Raw genomic sequence first — 19,710 nt, forward strand, 5'->3', positions numbered from 1 at the left:
GACTTCTCCCACGACTGAAGTCGTGGGGTTCTGCTGGTCACAGACCAGCACCCGTCACAGACGGGCATCCCCACGTGGGAGTTTCCCGGTCGGATGCCGGGACTTTGGGCCGAGCCAGTACGGCCCCCGACCGAGACAGCGGCTGTGGTGGGCTTGCCTCGGGCTCGGCATCCGAATATGCGAAAGAGCTCCAAGTAAATATTATAATCTTCGCCCCACGGATTAATCCGAGAACTTTCGCGCTGCATCCGCTGTAATCCCCGTTCCCGTTCAGCGTCCCGCTCTTATTAGTGAGTCCGGACAGCCCATAACGTGCACTGGCAGCGATTTCCGTCTGAGTCCGTTACATCGAGTTGTTGTGTAGACGCTGGCCACGGCTACCGCCTCGAGCGAGCCTCCCTGGCAGAGCCGTTCGGAGTGTGCAGTTCGAAAAAGGGCGCATGCTTGGTCGCGGATGCTTTTTGCTAACCCGAGACTCGCGACGATCCGTCGGACTTCGCTCAGCCCGTAGCCGAGATTGCGCTCTCCTTTCGATTGCCACTGGGCACGCGACTGTTCGCGACGTAGTCGGTCTAGTTGTCGTCGCTTTCTATTCGAGAGGGTGTTTCCGGACCTATCACGTCGATAGCCGATCTCGGCAGAGAGACCGCGATCGCGACGCGTCGGCGTCAGTGGTGCGCCAGTCCGTTTCTTCGATTCCGGCCCGTCACTTCGCGCCCTCAATCGAGGTGGTTTTCCTCGAAGACAAGATCATAATCCTCATAGATTGTTTCGCGGTCAGTCTGGTAGACATTGCCGCCACAGTCGGGACAGTCGGTCGTCGTTGCCTGGACGTCTTCGTCGCATGTATCCGTGTAAATGTCTCTCGTTGCCATCTGTCACTCCGGAGGGGACAACTGAACAGCCCCTCCACCTCTCCAGGGGCGATAAACATCGCTACGGAGCCGATATCGACCTTCCTGCTGGAACGGCCGCAAATCTCCGCTCACTTTTTCGACCGCTTGCGTGAATGTGACACGATGCGAGCTGCCCTCCAGACCCTCGTCCGCAACGACCAATACACACTCGAGTGGGGTGAGCGGTCACGGCTGGAAATCCCGGTTGGCTTCGACTTGAAAGAGAAGTACGGCCTCGGCTACCACGAACGCCTCGAAGCCCGCGGCGACCCGCGGTGGGAGGGCGATCAAGGTCGGTTGGAACTGGTGTACGACAGAGACGCCGAAGCGTTCAGGGCACGACAACCCGTTTCCGAAGCTGTTCTCAGACGGGATGAATCACTGGCCGCCACCGAGGGCGACGACGCGGTGGTGGCAGCCTTGGATATCGGCGCGAACAACCTCGTCGCCGTCACCACCTCCGCCGGCTCGCAACGCCTCTATCACGCCCGCTCCCCATTCAAACGTTTCCGATAGACTACGGAGCGGATCGCCGCCCTGCAAGAAGAACTCGCCTACGGAGAGTGGTCGAGTCAGCGCATCCGCCAGCTGTACCGCCGGCGTACCGAACGCGTCTACCACCTCCAAGACGCCCTCGTCCGCGATCTCGCAGAATGGCTCGCGGAACGCGGCGTCGGCGCGGTGGTTGCCGGCGACCTCGATGATGTGCTTCAGGAACACTGGAGTGCGCGGGTGAACGAGAAAACCCACCAGTTCTGGAGTCACGGCCGGTTCCGCCGCCGCTTGCGAGAGGTACTGGAGGGCGAGTACGACATCCCGGTGCATGAGGTCAGCGAGTCCGGTTCTTCCTCAACGTGTCCGGAGTGCGCGTCGGGGAACGTGCATCGCGAGGGTGACTTGCTCACGTGCTACGACTGTGGCTTCGAGGGGCATTCGGATTTGGCGGCGTCGGAGAACCTACTCGTCGAACACGCAAAGGATGGGGCGATGGCTCGGCCCGCGGTCTCCCGAGAGAACACGACGGAGAAGGGACACCACGGGGTACCCTGTCTCGAGTGGGCCGATCACCGCTGGCGACGGCGGGATCGCTCGACCAACGAGGAATCCGCAAACCGGAGTACCCCGCACAGGGGGAAATTTGCTTCCGGGGTATCGGCATAGCCGACTCACCCGCGGAGGAAACTATCCCTTCAGGGGTGGGAGGAAGTCAACAGTATGAACGTCACCCTTCTCAGTACGGGCGGAACTATCGCGAGCACGGAGACGGACACTGGGGCAAAACCGACCCAGACGGGGCCGGAACTCCTCGAGGCGGTTCCCGAACTCGAGACGTACGCGACGCTTTCTGTCGAATCCGTCGCACAGATTCCGAGCTTCGAGATAGACGCTGAGACGCTCGAGGAGATCGCCGATCGCGTCGACGAACTCGACGTCGATCCCTCCGCCGATGCCGTCGTCATCACCCACGGGACGGACACGATGGAGGAGACGGCCTACTATCTCGACGTCACCATTCGGCCGGAGACGCCGGTGATTCTGACGGGTGCTCAGCGTCGCCCGGACGAGGTGAGTTCGGACGGGCCGAGCAACCTCCTGACGGCCGTACGAGCCGGAAAGGCGTTCGCCGACCGCGGTGCCGGCGGTACGTTCGTCGCGTTCAACGAGGAGGTTCACAGCGCGCGGACGGTGACGAAGGCCCATACGTCAGCTCTCGAGGCCTTCCGATCGAAAAATGCGGGTCCGGTCGCGACGATCGACCGGAACGGCGTTGCGATCCACCGGCCGCCGAGAAGCGAGACCCGGCCGATCGAGACGACGTCGCTCGCGGCGACCGTCTTCACGATCAAGAGCGGTAGCGCCGTCACTGGGGACCTCCTCGAGGCCGCGCTCGAGCGCGACGCAGACGGCATCGTGATCGAAGGAACGGGGCTCGGGAACGCGACGGCGGGCGTCGCCGACGCCGTCCGTGACGCGATCGATTCGGACATCCCCGTCGTGGTCGCGTCACGCTGTCTCGAGGGGCGGGTCACGCCGGTCTACGGCGGCGACGGGGGCGGGGAACGACTCCGCGAGTACGGCGCAATCTTCGCTGGCGACCTCTCCGCACAGCAGGCCAGACTTCGGCTTGCACTGGCGCTCGAGGCGTTCGACGACCCGGAAGCGATCCGGGCGGCGTTTGCGTCGGCCGATCGGTCGCGGTCACCGAGCGATCAAACGTAGTCGCTCTCGCTCTCGTACACCGACGGGTCGTCTGTGAACGTCTCGGCGATCGTCTCGAGGGTGACGAACCGCGCGTTCTCGTGGCCCTTGACGTACTGGATGAACTCCTCGAGGAGGGGAATCATGTGGGGCAGGCCGTGGATGTCGGGATGGATCGTGAACGTGTAGACGCCCGCCCCGCGGCGGTCGTAGAGGTAGTCGAACTGGCGCTTGTAGTACTGCTCGTACATCATCTCCGGGTCCTTGTACCCGGCGTGGTAGATCGGTTGCTTGATGAACAGCATCGGTGGAATGTCGTCGCGGTACCAGCTGATCGGGATCTCGACGACGTCGGTCTCGTCACCGTACTGGTAGGGCTCCATCCACGTCTCGGGCTCCTGGTCGTACTGGATCTTCTCCCAGCTGTCGCCCTTGCGCATCCATCCCGGTTCGAACATCCGTTCCATCAGGCTGCTGTCGTACAGGAAGCCGTGTTTCTCGACTAACTCCGGCGTGTTCTCGCTGAACTCCCACCAGCTGGCACGGTGACCGACCGGCTCCGACCCGGTAACGTCCTCGATGAGCTCGATCGAGACCTCGAGGATCTCGTCTTCCTGTTCCCTCGAGAGGTCGGTCGGGTTCTCGTGGGAGTAGCCGTGAACGCCGAGTTCGTGGCCGGCGGCCGCGATCGCCTCGATCTCGTCGCGGAAGGTCTCGATCGTGTGCCCGGGGACGTACCACGACGTCTGGACATCCTGCTCCTCGAAGAGCGCGAGCATGCGCGGAATGCCTTCGTTCCCGGCGGCCAGTCCCCTGGAGAGATCTGCGGGCGAGTCCGCACCCCCGTAGGAGCCCAGCCAGCCGGCGACGCAGTCCGCGTCCACACCGATCGCTACGTCGACGGTACTCATGGTGCGGCCGTGGCTCCACCCACCAGCGGTAAAGAACTGTATTACGGCCGTTCGTGACCGTTTCGTGAGTCGACTGGTCGACCGTGGTCTCCGTCGAACGTCTGACGGTCGCGTGCCGGTCCCAAGTTCGAAAACTGCCCGGCGATCGGACACAGTATTAAGCCGCTGTGTGTCGTTCGTTCGATGCGAGTCCGAATGCGACTGCTCGTACTCGGAGACCTCCACCTCGGCCAGGATGGATTCACCGCCGATCCGCATCCGTCGTGGGATCGATTCGACGCGGTCCTCACCGTCGGCGACGTCGCTCACTCCCGCGTAACTGTGACCGATGGGAAACCACAGCAAGAGGAACTGGTTGGCGTCGTGGAGGCGCAGGCCTTCTTTCGGCAACTGGACGAACTCGGCGTTCCGATCCTGACCGTCCCGGGTAACCATGACTACCGACGGCACGCGAATCTGGTCCGTGGGACGACGCGGGGACGGAACCTCCATCGCGAGACGGCCGCGCTCGAGGGGTACCACGTGGCCGGGTTCGGCAGTGAGATTTTCGACGCGGGTCCCGAAGTCCGATACGATCCGGAAGCGGTGGCTGGCCTGGACGACCCGGACGTGTGGCTCAAGCGGACGCTCGCCCGCGCCGGCAGCAACGAAGCGGACGCGACGCTTGCCGAATTACGAAACCGAATCGACGGGTTCGAGAGCCAGTTCGCGACCTACACAGAACGGTACGAGACGCTCAGGTCGCTCGCGACCGGGACCGAACCGGGCACCGGACGGATCGTGCTGACTCACGTCCCGCCGTTCGACACCTCGCTCGACCGCGTCGCGGAGTCGGTCCCACGCATCGGCGGCCGTCACTGGGGCTCGATCGCGCTCAAGAACGTCCTCGCTGACCACGACATCTCGTTCGTCGCGTGCGGGCACATTCACGAACGCGAGGATGTCGCGACCGTCGCCGGGACGCCGTGTCTCAACGCGGGTTTCCGAAGCGCCTACGCCGTGACGCTCGAGGAGGACGACGTTTCGATCACGGACGCCGAACCGCCGGTCGAGTGACCGGTTTCCTTATTTGCTATCGAGATGGGATTCGCAACTCGAGGGTGCCGTCCGCCCTCGACGACAACACGTATACGGACTTTGCGGTCTTTCTCGAACCAGAGTGGGCGACCGCACATCTCGACTGTGACCGGTCAAGAGAGTACTACGCGACGATTCGAGATGCGAAGTACTTCGGGGACAAGCCCCGAGGCGCTCGACCTATCACCCTGTAGGCTGATTTGAGGGGGGTGGCGGGAAGGGCAAGTATGACCGCCACCGAGCAATCGCTCCTGCGTCGCTTTCGATGACGAACACTTGTGGGAAATCGACTTCGGCTCCGTCCTGCATGAGGTGGTGTGTGTTCACTTCGAGAGCGAAGGTGCCGTCGTCTTCCCAGACCTTGCGCACGGTGAGGCCGGGTTCTTCGACGATATTTTCCAGCGCCCAATCGAGTGCTCTGCGGATTTCGTCGGGCCCGCGGTACTCGGGTTCGGGGTAGTGTGGGTCGATGAATACCCCATCTTCTGCCCAGAACGCGGCGGCTGTCTCCGTATCCCCTTTTTCGAAGGCCCGCAACAGGTCTTCGATCTGCTCTCGAGTCAAGGTGTCGTCATTCGCGACCATTGGTACCCCCATCGATGGAGCGTCTGCTCTCGACGAGTAGTGAATCAGTCATGGCTGTGCCCTCCGCTGACCCGTTCGATGTCGGCGAGAACGTCGTCGAACGATACCGTCCCATCGCCCGCCTGGATGGAATTCGGGTCGAGTACGTCCGTGTCGAGTACTTCTCTCGGCGTCAGCCACACCCATTCGGCGTTGTCGTTCGCGTTCGGTCCGCTGAAGCGGTTGAGTTCCCCCTCGAGGAACTGCTTGCTGAAGGGGGCCAGGAGTGGCGGTGGTCCTTCGGCCCCTTCGAACGTATCCTCGTAGTCGGGGACATCGTCCTCGTCGAGGTTCCCGACGACGAGTCGCATGTTCATCCCGAAGATGTGGTGGGGCGCACAGAACACGTCGTACAACCCTTCTTCTTCGAACTGGTACAACCACGTCCCACCTGCGCCGACGACCGGCGAGGAAAACTGCGGCGCATCGGCGGGAATTCGCCGTTGGTATCCGTGTGCCGGATGATAGGCCGTAACCGTGTGATCCGGCGTGGTGAATCGGAACTGAACGATATCTCCGGCGTCTACCGTAAGCCCCGTCGGCTCGAAGTGGAACAGCGGACCATGCTCCCCCGGTGCCGGGTCACTGACGCGGAGTTCGACCGTGTGGTCCGGCTCGAGTTTGTCCGGGATGTCTTTCGCGCTCGGCGTCGCGTACCCGTAGTGTGAATCGATACGCGGAGTCTGTGGATCGTTTTGGCTGGCAGCAACGACCCCGCCACCGACCGAGAGTGGGGCACCGACCCCGAGCGCTTTCAGGAGCGGTCGTCGTCCGACGCTCGGAATCGCGTTCGACTGCCGCTCGGATCGGTCGGTATCTTCACAGTCGGTTGTCGAACCAGTTCGTCTGGGCTCGCCGTCGTGAATCTCTTGGAGCATTTTCGGTGGAACGTGCTATTTCTTTGCTTCGACCATCGTATCGGGACCGGGTAGGGGAGTGGTCTCTCCGCCCTCGAATCCGGCTTGGTGGAGCCACTCGATACATTGGCCAGGGGTGTAGTCCGAACCGTCCGGCGTCTCGATCAGCATGTTCAGGCTCATCAAGAGCGGCAACACCGCATTCCTGCGGTCCTCGTCGATCATCGTTCCGTAGACGATAACTGCACCGCCGGGCTCCACCGCGTCGTACACTTTCGAGAGTATCGCTCTCGTTTCGTCGACCGACCAGTCATGGAGAATGTGGCCGAGGACGTAGACATCAGCGGCGGGCAGCGACTCGTCGGTGAAGAAGTCGACGGTCCGGAACTCGATGCGGTCGGCGGTGGGACTCTCCCCGGTGAAGTTCTCGAAGTACGGTTCGATCCGGGGGAGATCCGCTCCGATCGCGCGGACGTGGTCGTTCACCTCGGCAATACGGCGGGGAACGACGCCTTCGCTCGTCCCTAAATCGACGACCGACTCATGGTCCGCCCAGGGGAACTCGTTAGCGATGACATCCGCTGCGGCCATGCTGAAACTGGTCATCGCGCCGACGAACTGTTCGAGGATCGCGTCGTCGTGATAGATGACCCCTTCGAAGGGGTGAGCCTCGTCGTCTTCGAGTTCGTTCTGGGGCCGTCCCGTCTGGAGTGCGGTTTCGAGGTCACCCCAGAACGGATAGAGACGGTCGTTGACCATCTCGAACCAGCCGACGAACGACGACGGCTTGTCTTCCACGAGGTAGGTCGCTGCCTCCGGGGCGTTCCGATACTCGTAGTTCTCCCGATCGAGGAGACCGAGTGCCACGAGGGCGTCCAGGAAATCCCGTGACCCCCTTGGATGCAGGCCGATCGCCTCCTCTATTTCTTCGACCGTGAGCGGTCCGTTTCGCTCGAGTTCCGTGAAGAGACCGAGTTCGGTGGCGCTCAGTAACGCTTTGGCGGCCCAAAATCCCTGTCCGATTTCCAAGATTCGTTCGGGAGTCGGCCCGTCTTCTGTCATGCCTGTTGGCCTCCGTGGTCCCGTTGACCACAGCGAAGACGTCGCCCCGACCGGATTTATAATTTTTGTGATACTAATGCGAGTCAGTGATATCCGCCCTATTAGGTAATGGAACGTAACCCCGGATCAAGAGAACTGAGAGATTACAGAAGGGAGAGGCGAAAACCCACGACTGTGACATCCTCCGCGCCGTAAACGGCGCGGCTTCCCGTACCGCAGGTGGGATATTTGCTGGTCTACGACACGACCTGCTCTCTCGTGTGAAACGTCCCGCTCTTGCGGTCGAACAGGTGTACCGATGGCTGTGCCACACAGCCGTTACTCCGAGTCCTCACCGTGAGGACTCGGAGTTATCTTCTGGCGCATATTCTCCGCCCCATTACAATCCGCGTTGGCTACCAACTCGCACGACGAACAAACGTACAGGCCACGTTCGATCCGGTTTGACTTCGTGTCGTCGCCACAGTGCGAGCAGGTCTTCGAAGTGTCCCACTCGTTCTCCTTCAGCACCTCGACGCCACGTATCTCGCCTTTGTATTCGAGGTACTGGTAGATGCGGTCGAATGCCCACGAATGCAACTTCATGTTCCCGGTCTTGCCCCAATCAGACTCACGCACATCTTCAGGCCAACTCACCGCGAGCCTGCCAACACCGCGTTCGACACATTCAGTGATGAGGGCGTCCGTGAGAACATGGTAGAAATGCGTCTCACGGTCAGCGAGCTTTCTCCGTGCCCACATCGACTTCTCCGATGGGCCGTTCTCACCTTCAGTATCGTACTCAGTTCGGGTGAAGTAGTGCTTGTCCTGCTTGAGCGAGTTGCCGGAGTACAGGACGTACTCGTTCGGGAAGGCGACCGTGGCAATGTTCGTGATGCCGAGATCGATTCCTGCTACGCCGTCACCTGCTGAATCCGCGGTTTCGAGATCGACTTTACAGACGAAGTGCAGCTCCCATTCGTCGCCATTCCAGACCGCACGAACGTTCTGTACCTTGTTGACTTCTGAGAGGTCAATGTCTGGCCGGGCCTGGTACTCACAAAGAATGAAGTCCGACCAGTTCTCTTTCAGGTTCGACCCTTTCGAGAGTCGGAGGCGGTTGTTCTCGGGGACGTGTTTGAAGCCGTCTGTTTTGAACGTGACCGTACTACGTGGTCGTTCATCGCCGTGCTTGCGATAGCCGGGCGGATTCGCCTTGTCGTCTTTCTGTCGTAGATCGAACCACGACTGAAAAGCGTCAGAAAGTTCTTCGATGACTTTCTGACTGGATTGTGCGTTTAGGTCTTTCCAGCACGCTTGGTTCTTCATGTACGCTTTGAGCGTCCCTTCATCGGGAATCTCGCCGATTTCATCCCAGATGCGGTCGGCTGTCCAGCGTGCGACGTTCCAGATCTTCGAGGCGGAGTCTCCGAGCAAATCCAGATCATTGCAGACCTGTCGCTGGTTCTGAATGGAACCAACATAGGTGCGAGTGACCTGAATCGCCATACATAGCCTATATAGACAATCCAACTAAGTGGTGTGGATTCACGTTGAATATCCAGCTTGCCATCGACTGTGGATTGTGTAGTCGAGTGACGCGATTCACGCCCGGCGTAAACGCCGGGATTCTCTCGCTGTTCAAACATAGCCGAGAGGTGGTCAATCCGGTAACTCGACGGCGGGCATCTCCGCGGCTGTGTATTCAAACGCCCACTCCTCGAACTCCTCGAACACTCCAGTGAGCGATTCACCTCGTTCCGTCAGGTCGTAATAGGTGGCGATCGGTCGGTCTTCCAAACGTCGAGTGATGAGGTTCCGCTCCTCTAGATCTTCGAGTACTCGAGAGAGGGTGGCCGAATCGGCAGTTGTCGTCTCTTGGAGTTCGTTGAATCGTTGTTCTCCGTATAGGTGGAGACTCCGAAGGACGGTGAGCCGCCATTTCGATCCGACTATCTCGAACGCTCGGGCGACCGGACACACCTCGAATACGTCATCATCGGGGTCAGGTTTGGGAGGGGGGTCCATGCAAGTCATTAGCCGTGTTCCGTGCTATCTCCCCACACACCAAAAAGGTGTCTTGAGACTATTCTAGAAAACCATCTGTCGTCCGACCCGATGGACGGTCCGACTGTTCAGTACAGATCGAAAATCGAGCGATACGCCGCCGTTCGAAAGCGCTCGAGAGATTCGCGAGGGAGCAGCCGAACAGGATATCGAATAGTGTGCGAAAGACTGGATCGCAACTCGACAGTTCGTTGTCTTTCCCGATCGCAATCGACGCGACCGGTCGGCGTGCCCTCCTTTTTGTTTAAACCAGCTCATCAACTGGTCCGTTGCGGTCGTCGGGCACATCAAGGCGAACGCGCACGGTGCGGGTAATTCTGGCAGTCAGACGACGAGGGGTTTCAAGGGCCGTGTAAAACTAGTCACAGGAAACGATGACCGAGGAACGTTCAACTTCCGAAAATTTTCGGCTGCTCTCCGATGAAACGCGAGTCGATATTCTGGTACCAGTTGCTACCGCTCAGTACGAACTCGGTCAAGCGGGGGCCGGAGCCGCCGAGCTCGCGTTCTCGGAAATTTACGATCACGTAGCGGTCGAGAACACGTCGAAATTATCGTATCACCTCGGCGAACTCACCGGGACGTATCTCCGAAAGAGCGACGACTGGTACTCGCTCTCACACGCCGGAGAGCGCATCGTTCGCTTCATCCTGTCTGGAAACTTTGACATCCTCCCCGCCCTGAAGGGCGAGGATTCCCGAGCGTTGGGATATTAAGGTTTGCAGTCTACCACCTCTGTCCGAGGTTGGAATCCTCGGGAGAGGTCATACAGGTAGACTCCGGGCTGTGCCAACCAGCCGGTACTCCTATCCCCGTCCAAACTGGCCGAAGACTCGGAGTTACTTTCGTCGTTGATGTCGAGCCGGATATTCTCCGCCCCGTTCACATCAGCGTTGAACGCCGCGTCACACTCCTCACACACGTACAAGCCACGTTCAACGCGCTGACTATCGTCTTTCCTACCGCAGGCGCAACACGTTTTGCTCGTGTCGTGCTCGGACACTTCCACCACTTCGATACCCTCAACCTTCGCCTTATAGGTGAGTATCTTGGTGAACCGGTAGAACGCCCACCCGTGCAGGTCAAGATTTCCGTGCCGACCCCAGTTCTTCGACTCACCGTTCTCGTCTTCACGCACGCCGTTGAGTTTCCCGATGTTGATGCGCCCCACTCCCCGCTCGATACACTTCTCTATGATGTGTTTGGCGAGACTGTGGAAGAAGTGAGTACGGCGCTCCGACCACTTGTGGTGCAACCGAGTGGCCCGTTCGCCACCTGAATCGTCACACTTGGCGGTTTCTTTCGGGAAGTAGTACCCGTCTTGCTTCAAGCGGTTTCCGGGGTAGAGGTTGGCGTCCTCGGTGCTGTACGCGACGGCGGCGAAGTTACAGATGCCGAGGTCAACACCAGCCGATTTGTTGCCAGGTGCGTCAGGTGTTTCCACTTCGTGTTTGCACACGAGGTGGAGTTCCCATCGGCCCTTCGACGTATCGTAGACAGCACGAACTTGTTCCAGGTTTTCAACCGTGACCTCGGGTCGAGTCTCGTATTCGACGAGGATGTAATCCCAGTCGCGTGGGTGGTCTTTGTGGTTTGCACCCTTCGACAATCGAACTCGATTGTGCTTGGCGTCGTGGCGGATGCCTTTCTGCTTCCACGTGACCGTGCTTCGTGGGTGTTCTTCGTGGACACGATTGCCGTTGTCGTCGTAGTAGTTTTTCTTGCGGTAGCCGGGCGGATTCGCGCGAGAGTCGTTCTTGCGTTTGCCGTACCACGAGTTGAAGGCTTCAGCGAGTTCCTCCAGAACGCGCTGGCTGGACTGAGAATGGAGTCCTTTGTAGTTGTCGTGACCTTTCAACTCACGCTTCAAGTCCGAGTCGTCGGGAATCTCGCCCGTGTCCTCCCAGACTTCACGGGAGTGGTAGTTTGCAACGTTCCACAGTTTCGATGCACTCCACCCGTGCAGGTCGAGCATCCGCTCCACTTGTGAGTGGTTGCGGATTTTCGCTCGATAGGTGCGGTGGACGTGCATTCGTGAAACGTCTCCATAACTGGTTATGTTGCCTTGTAATGTGAATATTTGGTTGTCGCGTGGAATATCCAGCTGTGCAGTTATCGGTGGTGGGCGTCCTCCAGTGACGGCGCGTATCCCCGCCAGAAGGGCGGGGTTTTGCGCCTGTCCATCCCATAACGCCTGCTCAGGTCGAGACGTGGGACGGCGACGCTCTCGTTCGGAGTGTCAAGCTACGAAGTGCGGAGGACGTCGGGCAGATTCGACGAGGGATGTGTCCGGAGTGCGGGGCCCACCTCTCCGCTGACGTGATTGAAGTGCCTGGAAGTGCGTTGCCTGATGCTGATTCGTTCGTCGTGACGAGTAGCTGTGAGGAGTGTCTCCGGGAGTACAACAGCCCGCTGACCTACAGTGTCGTCTATCACCCGGCGTCGGTCGCGTTCTATTGGGAGCGCGGGATCGATGTGACTGCACAGGGGATCTGGGAATTCCACGAATACGTTCACGAGGAACGCTGGACCTCCGAACAAACCGCGTCTGATCCTGACGAATACGAGGTCGTGTTGCGCCACGGGGACGATGAACTGAGGCTCCATCTCGATTCGACTGCGACGGTGGTGCGGACGGAGCGCGTGCGACGCGAAAGCGGTGAGTTTCGGCGATCGTGATAGAACTATTACTAAATTAGCGTTGAGCGGATAGCGGTGCTGATCGAATAGGCCTCTGATTATCGGTGTCAGGAGCGGAATCTCTCGGTTATCTGCTCAACTCCCGTTTTGAAGCGAATCCGATAAATTATCAAATTTACGATACTTTTATCGGTGTTGCTGGCTCGAGCCGTAATTGCAGTCAACGGAGGCTCAACTCGTGCCATCAAGCAATCCTCACGAACCGACACGCCAGCAGAATCGAATACAGAGCGAAAGTACCGAGCGGCAGCAACCGAGTCAGAGACGATCGAAGTCGGCCGAAGAGATCGCCGATGCGTACGCAGAGGTGGCTGACACGCTCGCTCGGTGGCGACAACTCGACCGGCTCTTCGCAGGTCGGTATCGCCGCCGGCAGTTCGAGAACGCCAACAGCCGCGTTCTCGACGTCGCCTGTGGCACTGGGAGGAACTTCCAGTACCTCCCATCGTCGAGCGAGATCGTCGGCATCGACATCAGCGACGAAATGCTCGCCCACGCCCGGAATGAACTCGAGAGACTCGGTCTGGACGGGACCGTCCACCAGATGGACGCCCAGGCGCTCGAGTTCCCGGACGACAGCTTCGACACTGTCATCTCGTCGTTCTCTACGTGCACCTTCCCCGACCCGATTGCCGCACTCTACGAGATGGAGCGGGTCTGCACGCCTGACGGCGAGATCCTACTACTCGAACACAGTCGCAGCGACGCTGCACCGCTCGCCTGGCTCCAGGACTGGCGTGCCGAGTCCCACTACGAGACGAACGGCTGCCGACTGAACCACGATCCGCTGGAGACCGTCGAGCAGACCGACCTCACGGTCCAGAACGCTTCGTCCGCGTTCTTCGGTCTCGTCACTACCATCGAAGCCACCCCGAGGTGATCACCAGATGTACACGCATCCGATCCCGAAAGCGCTCGCGTATCGACGCAGTAACCGAGACTCTACGCCCCACGGAACCACTACGTACGCACCACATCAGACGTATCGTGAACCCCTCCCGGAGGAGACGGTATATCAGAGTTCGACCGACATGCCGGAGGTGGCGTATGTCTAACGTTCGCTCCCGCCTTCGGTCGCTTGTCCGGAGTCAGCAGAGTGACCGGGTGCGGGCCGTCTGGCGTGTGCTCCTCCCGGTACTCGCTGGCTTTCTCACGTTGCAATTCGTGATCATGGCGGCGCTCACGCTCAACCTGAATCGCGGCCAAATGATGGTGGCCGGATTCGCCGGGACCACCCTCGTGATGACGGTCGTTCTCGGCGTCTCGGCCCGATATCTCGATCGCCGGCCGATCCGAGAGTACGGATATCGACTGTCGCGGGACTGGTGGTGTGATCTCACCGCTGGAACCGGAATCGGAGCCCTCGTCGTAGCACTGACGTTCGTCATTGCGCGGCATACCGGCTCGTTGCAGGTGACCAGTAGTGGACTCGTTCCGGGCGCAGCCTCTCTCGGATGGCTACTGGCGTTCTTCGCCGCGTTTGCTGGCGTCGCGTTCTACGAGGAGTTCATTTACCGTGGCGCGTTCGTCACGAACGCGGTCGAGGGTCTCGTGGCCCGCGGCGTCACTCGTCCGGTCGCAACCGGTGTCGCGTTGCTTGCAAGCACGTTCGCGTTCGCTTTCGTCCACGTCCCCGGCGCGATTGCCGCAGGTGCCAGCATCACACTCGTCATCGCGAAGACGGGGCTGCTCGGCGGCTTATTCGGCGTCGCGTACCTCCGTACTGGCGAGCTCGCACTTCCAATGGGCCTGCACCTCGGCGTGAATTACGCGCTGATGAACGTCTTCGGCATCGGTGCCGCAGGCGTTCCCGGTATCCCGACTCTGCTGACGGTCGAACACACTGCGACGGGCCTGTGGAATCCAGCCCGCGGCATCCCGCTTCTCGTAGCGATACTCGGCGGATATGTCCTCGTGGCTGCGTGGACACAATGGCGAGAATACGACCGTACCGCTCGACAATACAACCGCCTCACCTACAGCCATTCCGACTCATGACACGACCACGACTCTCTCCGGTGCACGACAGCGCTGATAGAACCACGCGACGGTCGTTCCTCGCCGGTCTCGGCGGCCTCGGGTTTGTCGGCCTCGGAACTGCAGCCGGCCGAATCAGCGCCACGATCAACGCTCGAGCCAGCGACTCACAGACTGGCGATGACCCGCTCACGGATCCGGACGGACTCGAGGCATTCGTCGATGACGTGATGGCCGAACGAATCGGGACGACGCCCGGAGCGACCGTCGCCATCGTCAGCGGAGATACCCCTCTTCTTGTCAAAGGATACGGGGCCGCAAACGCCGATACCGAGGAACCGGTCAGGGCTGACGAGACGGCGTTCCGTATCGGGTCGGTCGGCAAACTGGTGACGTGGACCGCGGTCATGCAAAGCGTCGAACGAGGCGTACTCGATCTCGACGAAGACGTCAATACGTACCTCGACGACTCGGAAGTCACTGTCCAAGAGGCGTACGACGCGCCGGTGACACTGCACCATCTCGGGACCCACACAGCCGGTTTCGAGTCCGCTCTCGATCCGGACATCGTCGCAAGCCCAGCGGCAATCGTGCCATTGGAGACACTTCTCACAGACCAGCAACCGGCTCGCGTGCGCCCGCCCGGTGAGCTGGTCGGGTACTCCAACTACGGTGCGGCGCTCGCAGGACATATCGTCGCCGAAGCCAACGATACGACGTTCGAGGAGTACGTCCAGTCGGAGATCTTCGACCCGCTCGACATGACCCACAGTACGTTCGCACAGCCCGTTCCGGAGGACCACCCCGGTACGCTCGCAGCGGGACACTCCCGGGACGGAGAGACGTTCACGACCGCCGAAGACGTGTTCATCAACATGCGCCCCGCGGGGTCGATGAGCGCGACGGCCACGGATATGGCGGCGTTCATGAGCGCGCATCTCGGTGATGGAGCGGTCGGATCCGCGCGGATTCTGTCTGCGCAGACGGCCGAGGCGATGCACGCGATACACCACGTCCGCCATCCGGCAGTCACCAACTGGCGATACGGGTTCCACGAGTACGGGGCACCCGACGCTAATCTCATCGGCCATTCGGGGGCAACGATCGACTTCGCGAGCCAACTTGTTTTAGCACCCGACCACGACGTGGGCATCTTCGTGAATTACAACACTAACTCCGACGAGTCGCCGTCGGCAGTCGTCGATGAAATCATCGCCGAACTCGACCTACAACCGTCACCGACGCCGCCGACCCCGACATCCGTACCTGGCGGTCGAGAGCGTGCTGAAACGGTCGCTGGGGAGTACAGCGCCACCTATCTCCCGGATAGCGGTCCGCTTCACATGATGGATCTCATGGAGCACGTTACCGTCGAAGCGACGGACAGCGGACGGCTTCTCACGAAGAGGATGTCCGGTGACGCCAGGCAGTGGATCGAAACCGACCCGTACGTGTATCGAGAGAAAGGGGGTCACAACGTTCTCGCCTTCGAAATCACCGGCAGCGAGGTGACCGCGATGAACATGAGCAGCGAACCGACCGGCGTCTACCGACCGGTCCCATTCGCCGACCGCAAACTCGTTACCGCCGGTGTCGTGGGGAGTTCCGTTGCCGGGTTCGGGCTCTCGCTCGCGGGAAGGGGGGCGCTCGGAGCCTGGAGACGCTGGAAAGGCTCAGACAATAGCGACGAGAGCCCTATGGAGGAAGCCGAATGACAGAGACGAACGATCCACAGGGCCGCTCGTCACGATCGCGGGCCCAAGACGAGACCGCCCCGAACGTGCGCGGTCTCCAACATCGTAACACGAGCCCCGCGTGGCTCGCTCGCGCAGCGGGTATCGGATTGAGTGTCGTTTCCGTCGGTTTCGTCCTGCTGCTCCCGTTCGTTATCGGACGGTACGGGGAGCTCAGCCTCATCACCCGGCCGCTACCAGTGCAGATCACGTTTGTACTCCCGTACGTGATCGCGGCTCTGACGGTCGCTACGACCATCGGTACCGTACTCGCGTGGTGGAACCAATACTGGTCGCTGAGAGCCCGTCTCCACCAGACGATACTGGCGCTGCTGGGACTCGGGTTTAGCTGGCAACTCGCTACCCTCGGGTTCCTCGCATTGTAGACCGTATCGATCACTCACTCGCCGAATACCGTTCAGGAATATGTCATGGGCTTGGGATACATCACGGAACTCGAGCGCGCTGCCGAACGACGAGAAGCGGAAATCGAGACGGTGGTGACCGTCAGCGAGTCAGACGTTCGACACGCAGCTATACGGGCAGTTCCCGATGCGGACTCGATAACTGTTCACGGCGATAGAATCGCCGGATTGCCGTCGGTGAATTCGCCAAAATAGGGGCCGTTCGTTCGGTCCTTTCAGAGATAACGGGCGATCTCGATACCTACGAGTTCAGGACCTGAGCGGAAGAAGAACACGACGCTCGGATTCGAGATGCGAACGCTCATCTCGAGCAGATCGATCGAGACTAAGGCCGGAGGACGTAGCATTCGATACTGAGCCAATCGGGCCTTTCGACACTCACATTACAAACGGTAGAAACGGAAGCATATGGGACTCGTCGCTGAATTCGATATCGGTTGCGAGGCGCTGCCACTCGCTGGAGTCGCGGCGGACGTACCCGAAGCAACGCTGATCCTCGAGTTACAGTTCAATCACGGGAACCGGCCACTGTTTCTCGTTACCGCGACCGGCGGCTCACAGCAAGCGCTCGCGACTGCGTTTACTGATGCCTACGATGTCGCCGAGTGGACGCTCGTCGGACAGGCGGGCGACACACGCCGCTATCAGGCGCTGCCGGCGCTCAGCTTCGAAGAACAACTCAGCGACCACATCGGAGATCTCGCGGGCCTCGAAGCACTCGCCACGGCCGACGCCATCATCGAACGGATCGAGGTGCTACCAGACGGATGGCGACAGACGGGGTGGTTCGCCGACAGAGACGCGTTCGGCAAGTTCACCGCATTCTGGAAGCGTAACGCCGGCTTCCAGTTACACCGTCTCACGCGCGACGGCGAGTCCGAACCCCCCGGTGACGGACTTACCGACCGCCAGCACGAGGCACTGCGGATCGCCTACGAACTGGGCTATTTCGATATCCCACGCCGAGCGTCTCTCGAGGATGTCGCCGCAGAGCTAGAAATCTCCGCCTCTTCGGTCTCCGAGCGACTACGTCGAGCGCAAACCCAACTCATCGAGGAGACGGTGGCAACGACGTGGCCGCCACTTCCCAACTGATTGGGAGGGTCTCTTTCTGAGGGGTCTTAAATAGCCTCACGATTTCGAGAACATCCTACCCGACTTCGCCGTGATGTCTCACTCGCCCATGGCTTTGCAACAGTCACGACGACAGATCGATGACGAGACGACCCCCTCTAGGCAGACCGTTGCTATCGACGCGGAGGACGTTCATGTGATCTATGACGATGGAACCGAAGCCGTTCAAGGCGTCTCTCTTGCCGTCGAAGAAGGGGAATTCTTCGGGTTCCTCGGTCCTAACGGGGCCGGGAAGACGACCACTATCAAGACACTCGTCACACTGCTGTCCCCGACACAGGGGACAGTACGAATCAACGGTTTCGATACGAAGAACGACCCGCAGGCCGTGCGCGAATCCATCGGCTACATGGCCCAAGAGACGAGTATCGACCTCGAGCTTACGCCGCGTGAGAATTTGCGCATCGCGTGCCGGAGGTACGGTGTTCCGAGCGAACAACGAGCGGAACGGATCGAAGAACTGCTCGCCCTCGTTGATTTACGAGACGTTGCGGACAAGCGAGCAGAGACGTTCTCGGGCGGGATGCAGAAACGTCTCGATACCGCTACCGTCCTCGTCCATCGTCCGCCCGTGGTCTTCCTCGATGAGCCAACGACCGGTCTCGACCCCGAAGCGCGACTCCAGGTCTGGAATTACTTCGAGGAGATCAACGACCGGGGAACGACGGTGTTCCTCACGACACAGTATCTCGAAGAAGCGAACGAACTGTGTGACCGCCTCGCCATCCTTCAAGATGGTCAGATCACCCACGCCGGTACCCCCGACGCGCTCAAGTCAGCAGTCGGGACGGATACTGTCACACTGGCGCTGAAAGAGCCCACCGACGAGAAACGGCGCCGTGCGATGAATGCAGTCCGTCGTATCCCCGCTCTCGAGGTGGCGGCCATCGAAACGACCGCCGACGGTCTCACCATCGAAGCCGACAACGCTCGCGCGGCCACGAGCGAACTCTTCACCGAACTGACCGCGGCAGACATCACGGTCGCTGACTTCGACATCCAGTCACCGACTCTCGATGACGTCTTCCTCACACTAGCCGGGGAGGGCGATACTGGTGAGAACGGACCAGCCAACGAGGCCACTAATGTACAGGAGGTAGCACGATGAGCGGCGTTACCGACGAAGATGGCACCATCGGTAGTAATTCAGCAGAGAGAGCACCGGGGAACGGTTTCGCAACGGACGCTCGGATCAGCTTCAAGCGATGGCTCGTCAAAACCTCCCGCAATCCGTATGTTACGTTCACGTCGCTGGTCCAACCGATCATCTTCTTCGTGCTTATGGCTGAAGTTCTCGGCGCAATCGTCGGCGGTGCGCTGTCCCAGTCGGTGGGCGCCGACATTGCGTACGTGACGTATCTCACCCCCGCGATCATTATTCAATCGGCGCTAGCTGCCGCTGCCGTCTCCGGCATCGGGCTCGTCGACGATATGGAGACGGGAATGTTCGACAAGACGCTCATCTCTCCGACGAACCGAGGCGCGATGTTCGTGGGGAAAGCGCTGTCTGAGGTCGTCCGAATTACCGTCCAAACGGGGATTATCCTCGGTCTCGGGTACCTCCTGTTGGTTCTCGAGTCGGGCGGGTCAGTCAGTCAGTATCTCCAAACGGGTGTGGTTGGTTTTCTCGGTGTGTTCGTCGTTACCGTGATCTTCGGTGGCGTCTTCATGGCGTACTCGAACATCGTTGCGCTCGTGACTCGCGATCGAGAGGCCACCGTGATGATCGCGAACCTCTTGACGTTTCCACTGCTGTTCATCTCGAGTGCCTTTGTTCCACTCGATGCCCTCCCAGACTGGATTCGAGCGGTCGCGGTCGTTAATCCCATCACCTACGGCGTTGACGGTATCCGTGCGCTCATGCTCGGTCAGGACGTGATGACGGTCGTCGAGGTAACGGCGTTCTCGGGACTCTGGAATTCGGTCGTTCCCGCTGTCGCCGTTCTCGCGGGGTTCAACGTCGTTCTGGGCGGTATTGCCGTCGGGCTCCTCAAACGGGCCTCCAAGGCCGAAGTCCAGTAGCGTTTTTATCGTTTTCAGCAGTATCTCGCTGCTCCTTAGCCCCTCGG

The 19,710-nt window shown here is 60.2% G+C and carries 21 protein-coding genes and 1 pseudogene; 12 read left to right on the forward strand and 10 right to left on the reverse strand.

All coding sequences use genetic code 11. The features are described 5' to 3' along the window. Positions 1-270: 270 nt before the first annotated feature. From NDO75_RS19745 to NDO75_RS19755, 3 genes are all read right to left on the reverse strand, one after another. A complete protein-coding gene (locus NDO75_RS19745; RefSeq protein WP_310908326.1) occupies positions 271-723 on the reverse strand; it encodes a hypothetical protein in 453 nt (150 codons plus the stop codon). Next, positions 720-875: a hypothetical protein gene (locus NDO75_RS19750; RefSeq protein ID WP_310908327.1), complete on the reverse strand. Its 156-nt coding sequence runs from the start codon at positions 873-875 to the stop codon at positions 720-722. The genes NDO75_RS19745 and NDO75_RS19750 overlap by 4 nt, the downstream gene beginning before the upstream one ends. Before the next feature lie 399 nt (positions 876-1,274). Beyond that, the gene (locus NDO75_RS19755; protein ID WP_310908491.1) at positions 1,275-1,721 is read right to left on the reverse strand and encodes a hypothetical protein; all 447 of its coding nucleotides are present in this window, start codon (positions 1,719-1,721) and stop codon (positions 1,275-1,277) included. On the opposite strand from NDO75_RS19755, the gene NDO75_RS19760 reads away from it, so the two are divergent. Together NDO75_RS19760 and NDO75_RS19765 are read left to right on the forward strand one after the other, a co-directional pair. Then, the gene (locus tag NDO75_RS19760) at positions 1,716-2,057 is read left to right on the forward strand and encodes a zinc ribbon domain-containing protein (protein ID WP_310908485.1); all 342 of its coding nucleotides are present in this window, start codon (positions 1,716-1,718) and stop codon (positions 2,055-2,057) included. The genes NDO75_RS19755 and NDO75_RS19760 overlap by 6 nt on opposite strands. A 54-nt stretch (positions 2,058-2,111) precedes the next feature. Beyond that, on the forward strand, positions 2,112-3,116 hold the full coding sequence (locus tag NDO75_RS19765) for an asparaginase (protein WP_310908328.1): 1,005 nt from the start codon (positions 2,112-2,114) through the stop codon (positions 3,114-3,116). Here NDO75_RS19765 and NDO75_RS19770 read toward each other — a convergent pair. Beyond that, positions 3,107-4,006, reverse strand: coding sequence for a polysaccharide deacetylase (locus tag NDO75_RS19770; RefSeq protein WP_310908329.1), 900 nt, complete (start codon positions 4,004-4,006; stop codon positions 3,107-3,109). The genes NDO75_RS19765 and NDO75_RS19770 overlap by 10 nt on opposite strands. 195 nt (positions 4,007-4,201) lie before the next feature. Between NDO75_RS19770 and NDO75_RS19775 the strand changes: the two genes are divergently transcribed. After that, positions 4,202-5,062 carry a metallophosphoesterase gene (locus NDO75_RS19775; protein WP_310908330.1) on the forward strand — a complete coding sequence of 287 codons (861 nt, stop codon included), beginning with the start codon at positions 4,202-4,204 and terminating at the stop codon, positions 5,060-5,062. A 204-nt stretch (positions 5,063-5,266) separates the two neighbouring features. On the opposite strand, the gene NDO75_RS19780 is transcribed toward NDO75_RS19775, so the two are convergent. The 5 genes and pseudogenes from NDO75_RS19780 to NDO75_RS19800 form a co-directional block, all read right to left on the reverse strand. Then, a complete protein-coding gene (locus NDO75_RS19780; RefSeq protein ID WP_310908331.1) occupies positions 5,267-5,668 on the reverse strand; it encodes a nuclear transport factor 2 family protein in 402 nt (133 codons plus the stop codon). A 44-nt stretch (positions 5,669-5,712) separates the two neighbouring features. Next, entirely contained in the window at positions 5,713-6,585 is an 873-nt protein-coding gene (locus NDO75_RS19785; protein WP_310908332.1) for a plastocyanin/azurin family copper-binding protein, read from the reverse strand. A gap of 15 nt (positions 6,586-6,600) precedes the next feature. Then, positions 6,601-7,626 carry a methyltransferase gene (locus NDO75_RS19790; protein WP_310908333.1) on the reverse strand — a complete coding sequence of 342 codons (1,026 nt, stop codon included), beginning with the start codon at positions 7,624-7,626 and terminating at the stop codon, positions 6,601-6,603. A gap of 236 nt (positions 7,627-7,862) precedes the next feature. Then, positions 7,863-9,114 (reverse strand): annotated as a pseudogene (locus tag NDO75_RS19795) (transposase). 153 nt (positions 9,115-9,267) lie between these two features. Then, the gene (locus NDO75_RS19800) at positions 9,268-9,633 is read right to left on the reverse strand and encodes a helix-turn-helix domain-containing protein (RefSeq protein ID WP_310908334.1); all 366 of its coding nucleotides are present in this window, start codon (positions 9,631-9,633) and stop codon (positions 9,268-9,270) included. Between the two features lie 413 nt (positions 9,634-10,046). Here NDO75_RS19800 and NDO75_RS19805 point away from each other — a divergent pair, with 413 nt between their 5' ends. Continuing rightward, positions 10,047-10,388: a hypothetical protein gene (locus NDO75_RS19805; protein WP_310908335.1), complete on the forward strand. Its 342-nt coding sequence runs from the start codon at positions 10,047-10,049 to the stop codon at positions 10,386-10,388. Here NDO75_RS19805 and NDO75_RS19810 read toward each other — a convergent pair. Further along, positions 10,385-11,704: a transposase gene (locus NDO75_RS19810; RefSeq protein WP_310908336.1), complete on the reverse strand. Its 1,320-nt coding sequence runs from the start codon at positions 11,702-11,704 to the stop codon at positions 10,385-10,387. The two genes, NDO75_RS19805 and NDO75_RS19810, sit on opposite strands and share 4 nt — an antisense overlap. 311 nt (positions 11,705-12,015) lie before the next feature. Between NDO75_RS19810 and NDO75_RS19815 the strand changes: the two genes are divergently transcribed. From NDO75_RS19815 to NDO75_RS19850, 8 genes are all read left to right on the forward strand, one after another. Beyond that, on the forward strand, positions 12,016-12,351 hold the full coding sequence (locus NDO75_RS19815) for a hypothetical protein (RefSeq protein ID WP_310908337.1): 336 nt from the start codon (positions 12,016-12,018) through the stop codon (positions 12,349-12,351). Between the two features lie 328 nt (positions 12,352-12,679). Beyond that, the gene (locus NDO75_RS19820) at positions 12,680-13,252 is read left to right on the forward strand and encodes a class I SAM-dependent methyltransferase (protein ID WP_310908338.1); all 573 of its coding nucleotides are present in this window, start codon (positions 12,680-12,682) and stop codon (positions 13,250-13,252) included. Positions 13,253-13,419: 167 nt separating this feature from the next. Further along, positions 13,420-14,370, forward strand: coding sequence for a type II CAAX endopeptidase family protein (locus NDO75_RS19825; RefSeq protein WP_310908339.1), 951 nt, complete (start codon positions 13,420-13,422; stop codon positions 14,368-14,370). Positions 14,371-14,390: 20 nt separating this feature from the next. After that, positions 14,391-16,064 (forward strand): serine hydrolase domain-containing protein, encoded by a 1,674-nt coding sequence (locus tag NDO75_RS19830; protein ID WP_310908340.1) that lies wholly within the window; start codon positions 14,391-14,393, stop codon positions 16,062-16,064. Further along, a complete protein-coding gene (locus NDO75_RS19835) occupies positions 16,061-16,468 on the forward strand; it encodes a hypothetical protein (RefSeq protein ID WP_310908341.1) in 408 nt (135 codons plus the stop codon). The genes NDO75_RS19830 and NDO75_RS19835 overlap by 4 nt, the downstream gene beginning before the upstream one ends. 447 nt (positions 16,469-16,915) lie before the next feature. Further along, on the forward strand, positions 16,916-17,602 hold the full coding sequence (locus tag NDO75_RS19840) for a helix-turn-helix domain-containing protein (protein ID WP_310908342.1): 687 nt from the start codon (positions 16,916-16,918) through the stop codon (positions 17,600-17,602). 88 nt (positions 17,603-17,690) lie between these two features. After that, positions 17,691-18,749 carry an ATP-binding cassette domain-containing protein gene (locus NDO75_RS19845; RefSeq protein WP_310908343.1) on the forward strand — a complete coding sequence of 353 codons (1,059 nt, stop codon included), beginning with the start codon at positions 17,691-17,693 and terminating at the stop codon, positions 18,747-18,749. Next, a complete protein-coding gene (locus tag NDO75_RS19850) occupies positions 18,746-19,663 on the forward strand; it encodes an ABC transporter permease (protein ID WP_310908344.1) in 918 nt (305 codons plus the stop codon). Before NDO75_RS19845 ends, NDO75_RS19850 begins: the two co-directional genes overlap by 4 nt. The last annotated feature ends 47 nt before the right edge of the window (positions 19,664-19,710 follow it).

The sequence above is a fragment of the Natrinema sp. 1APR25-10V2 genome (assembly GCF_031626495.1).
GTDB lineage: Archaea > Halobacteriota > Halobacteria > Halobacteriales > Natrialbaceae > Natrinema.

Coding starts and splice junctions, on each gene's coding strand:
- NDO75_RS19750 (WP_310908327.1), bottom strand. CDS start 875: ATGGCAACGAGAGACATTTACACGGATACATGCGACGAAGACGTCCAG.
- NDO75_RS19770 (WP_310908329.1), bottom strand. CDS start 4,006: ATGAGTACCGTCGACGTAGCGATCGGTGTGGACGCGGACTGCGTCGCC.
- NDO75_RS19840 (WP_310908342.1), top strand. CDS start 16,916: ATGGGACTCGTCGCTGAATTCGATATCGGTTGCGAGGCGCTGCCACTC.
- NDO75_RS19755 (WP_310908491.1), bottom strand. CDS start 1,721: ATGCACCGGGATGTCGTACTCGCCCTCCAGTACCTCTCGCAAGCGGCG.
- NDO75_RS19780 (WP_310908331.1), bottom strand. CDS start 5,668: ATGGTCGCGAATGACGACACCTTGACTCGAGAGCAGATCGAAGACCTG.
- NDO75_RS19845 (WP_310908343.1), top strand. CDS start 17,691: ATGGCTTTGCAACAGTCACGACGACAGATCGATGACGAGACGACCCCC.
- NDO75_RS19775 (WP_310908330.1), top strand. CDS start 4,202: ATGCGACTGCTCGTACTCGGAGACCTCCACCTCGGCCAGGATGGATTC.
- NDO75_RS19765 (WP_310908328.1), top strand. CDS start 2,112: ATGAACGTCACCCTTCTCAGTACGGGCGGAACTATCGCGAGCACGGAG.
- NDO75_RS19800 (WP_310908334.1), bottom strand. CDS start 9,633: ATGGACCCCCCTCCCAAACCTGACCCCGATGATGACGTATTCGAGGTG.
- NDO75_RS19785 (WP_310908332.1), bottom strand. CDS start 6,585: ATGCTCCAAGAGATTCACGACGGCGAGCCCAGACGAACTGGTTCGACA.
- NDO75_RS19825 (WP_310908339.1), top strand. CDS start 13,420: ATGTCTAACGTTCGCTCCCGCCTTCGGTCGCTTGTCCGGAGTCAGCAG.
- NDO75_RS19805 (WP_310908335.1), top strand. CDS start 10,047: ATGACCGAGGAACGTTCAACTTCCGAAAATTTTCGGCTGCTCTCCGAT.
- NDO75_RS19790 (WP_310908333.1), bottom strand. CDS start 7,626: ATGACAGAAGACGGGCCGACTCCCGAACGAATCTTGGAAATCGGACAG.
- NDO75_RS19850 (WP_310908344.1), top strand. CDS start 18,746: ATGAGCGGCGTTACCGACGAAGATGGCACCATCGGTAGTAATTCAGCA.
- NDO75_RS19810 (WP_310908336.1), bottom strand. CDS start 11,704: ATGCACGTCCACCGCACCTATCGAGCGAAAATCCGCAACCACTCACAA.
- NDO75_RS19835 (WP_310908341.1), top strand. CDS start 16,061: ATGACAGAGACGAACGATCCACAGGGCCGCTCGTCACGATCGCGGGCC.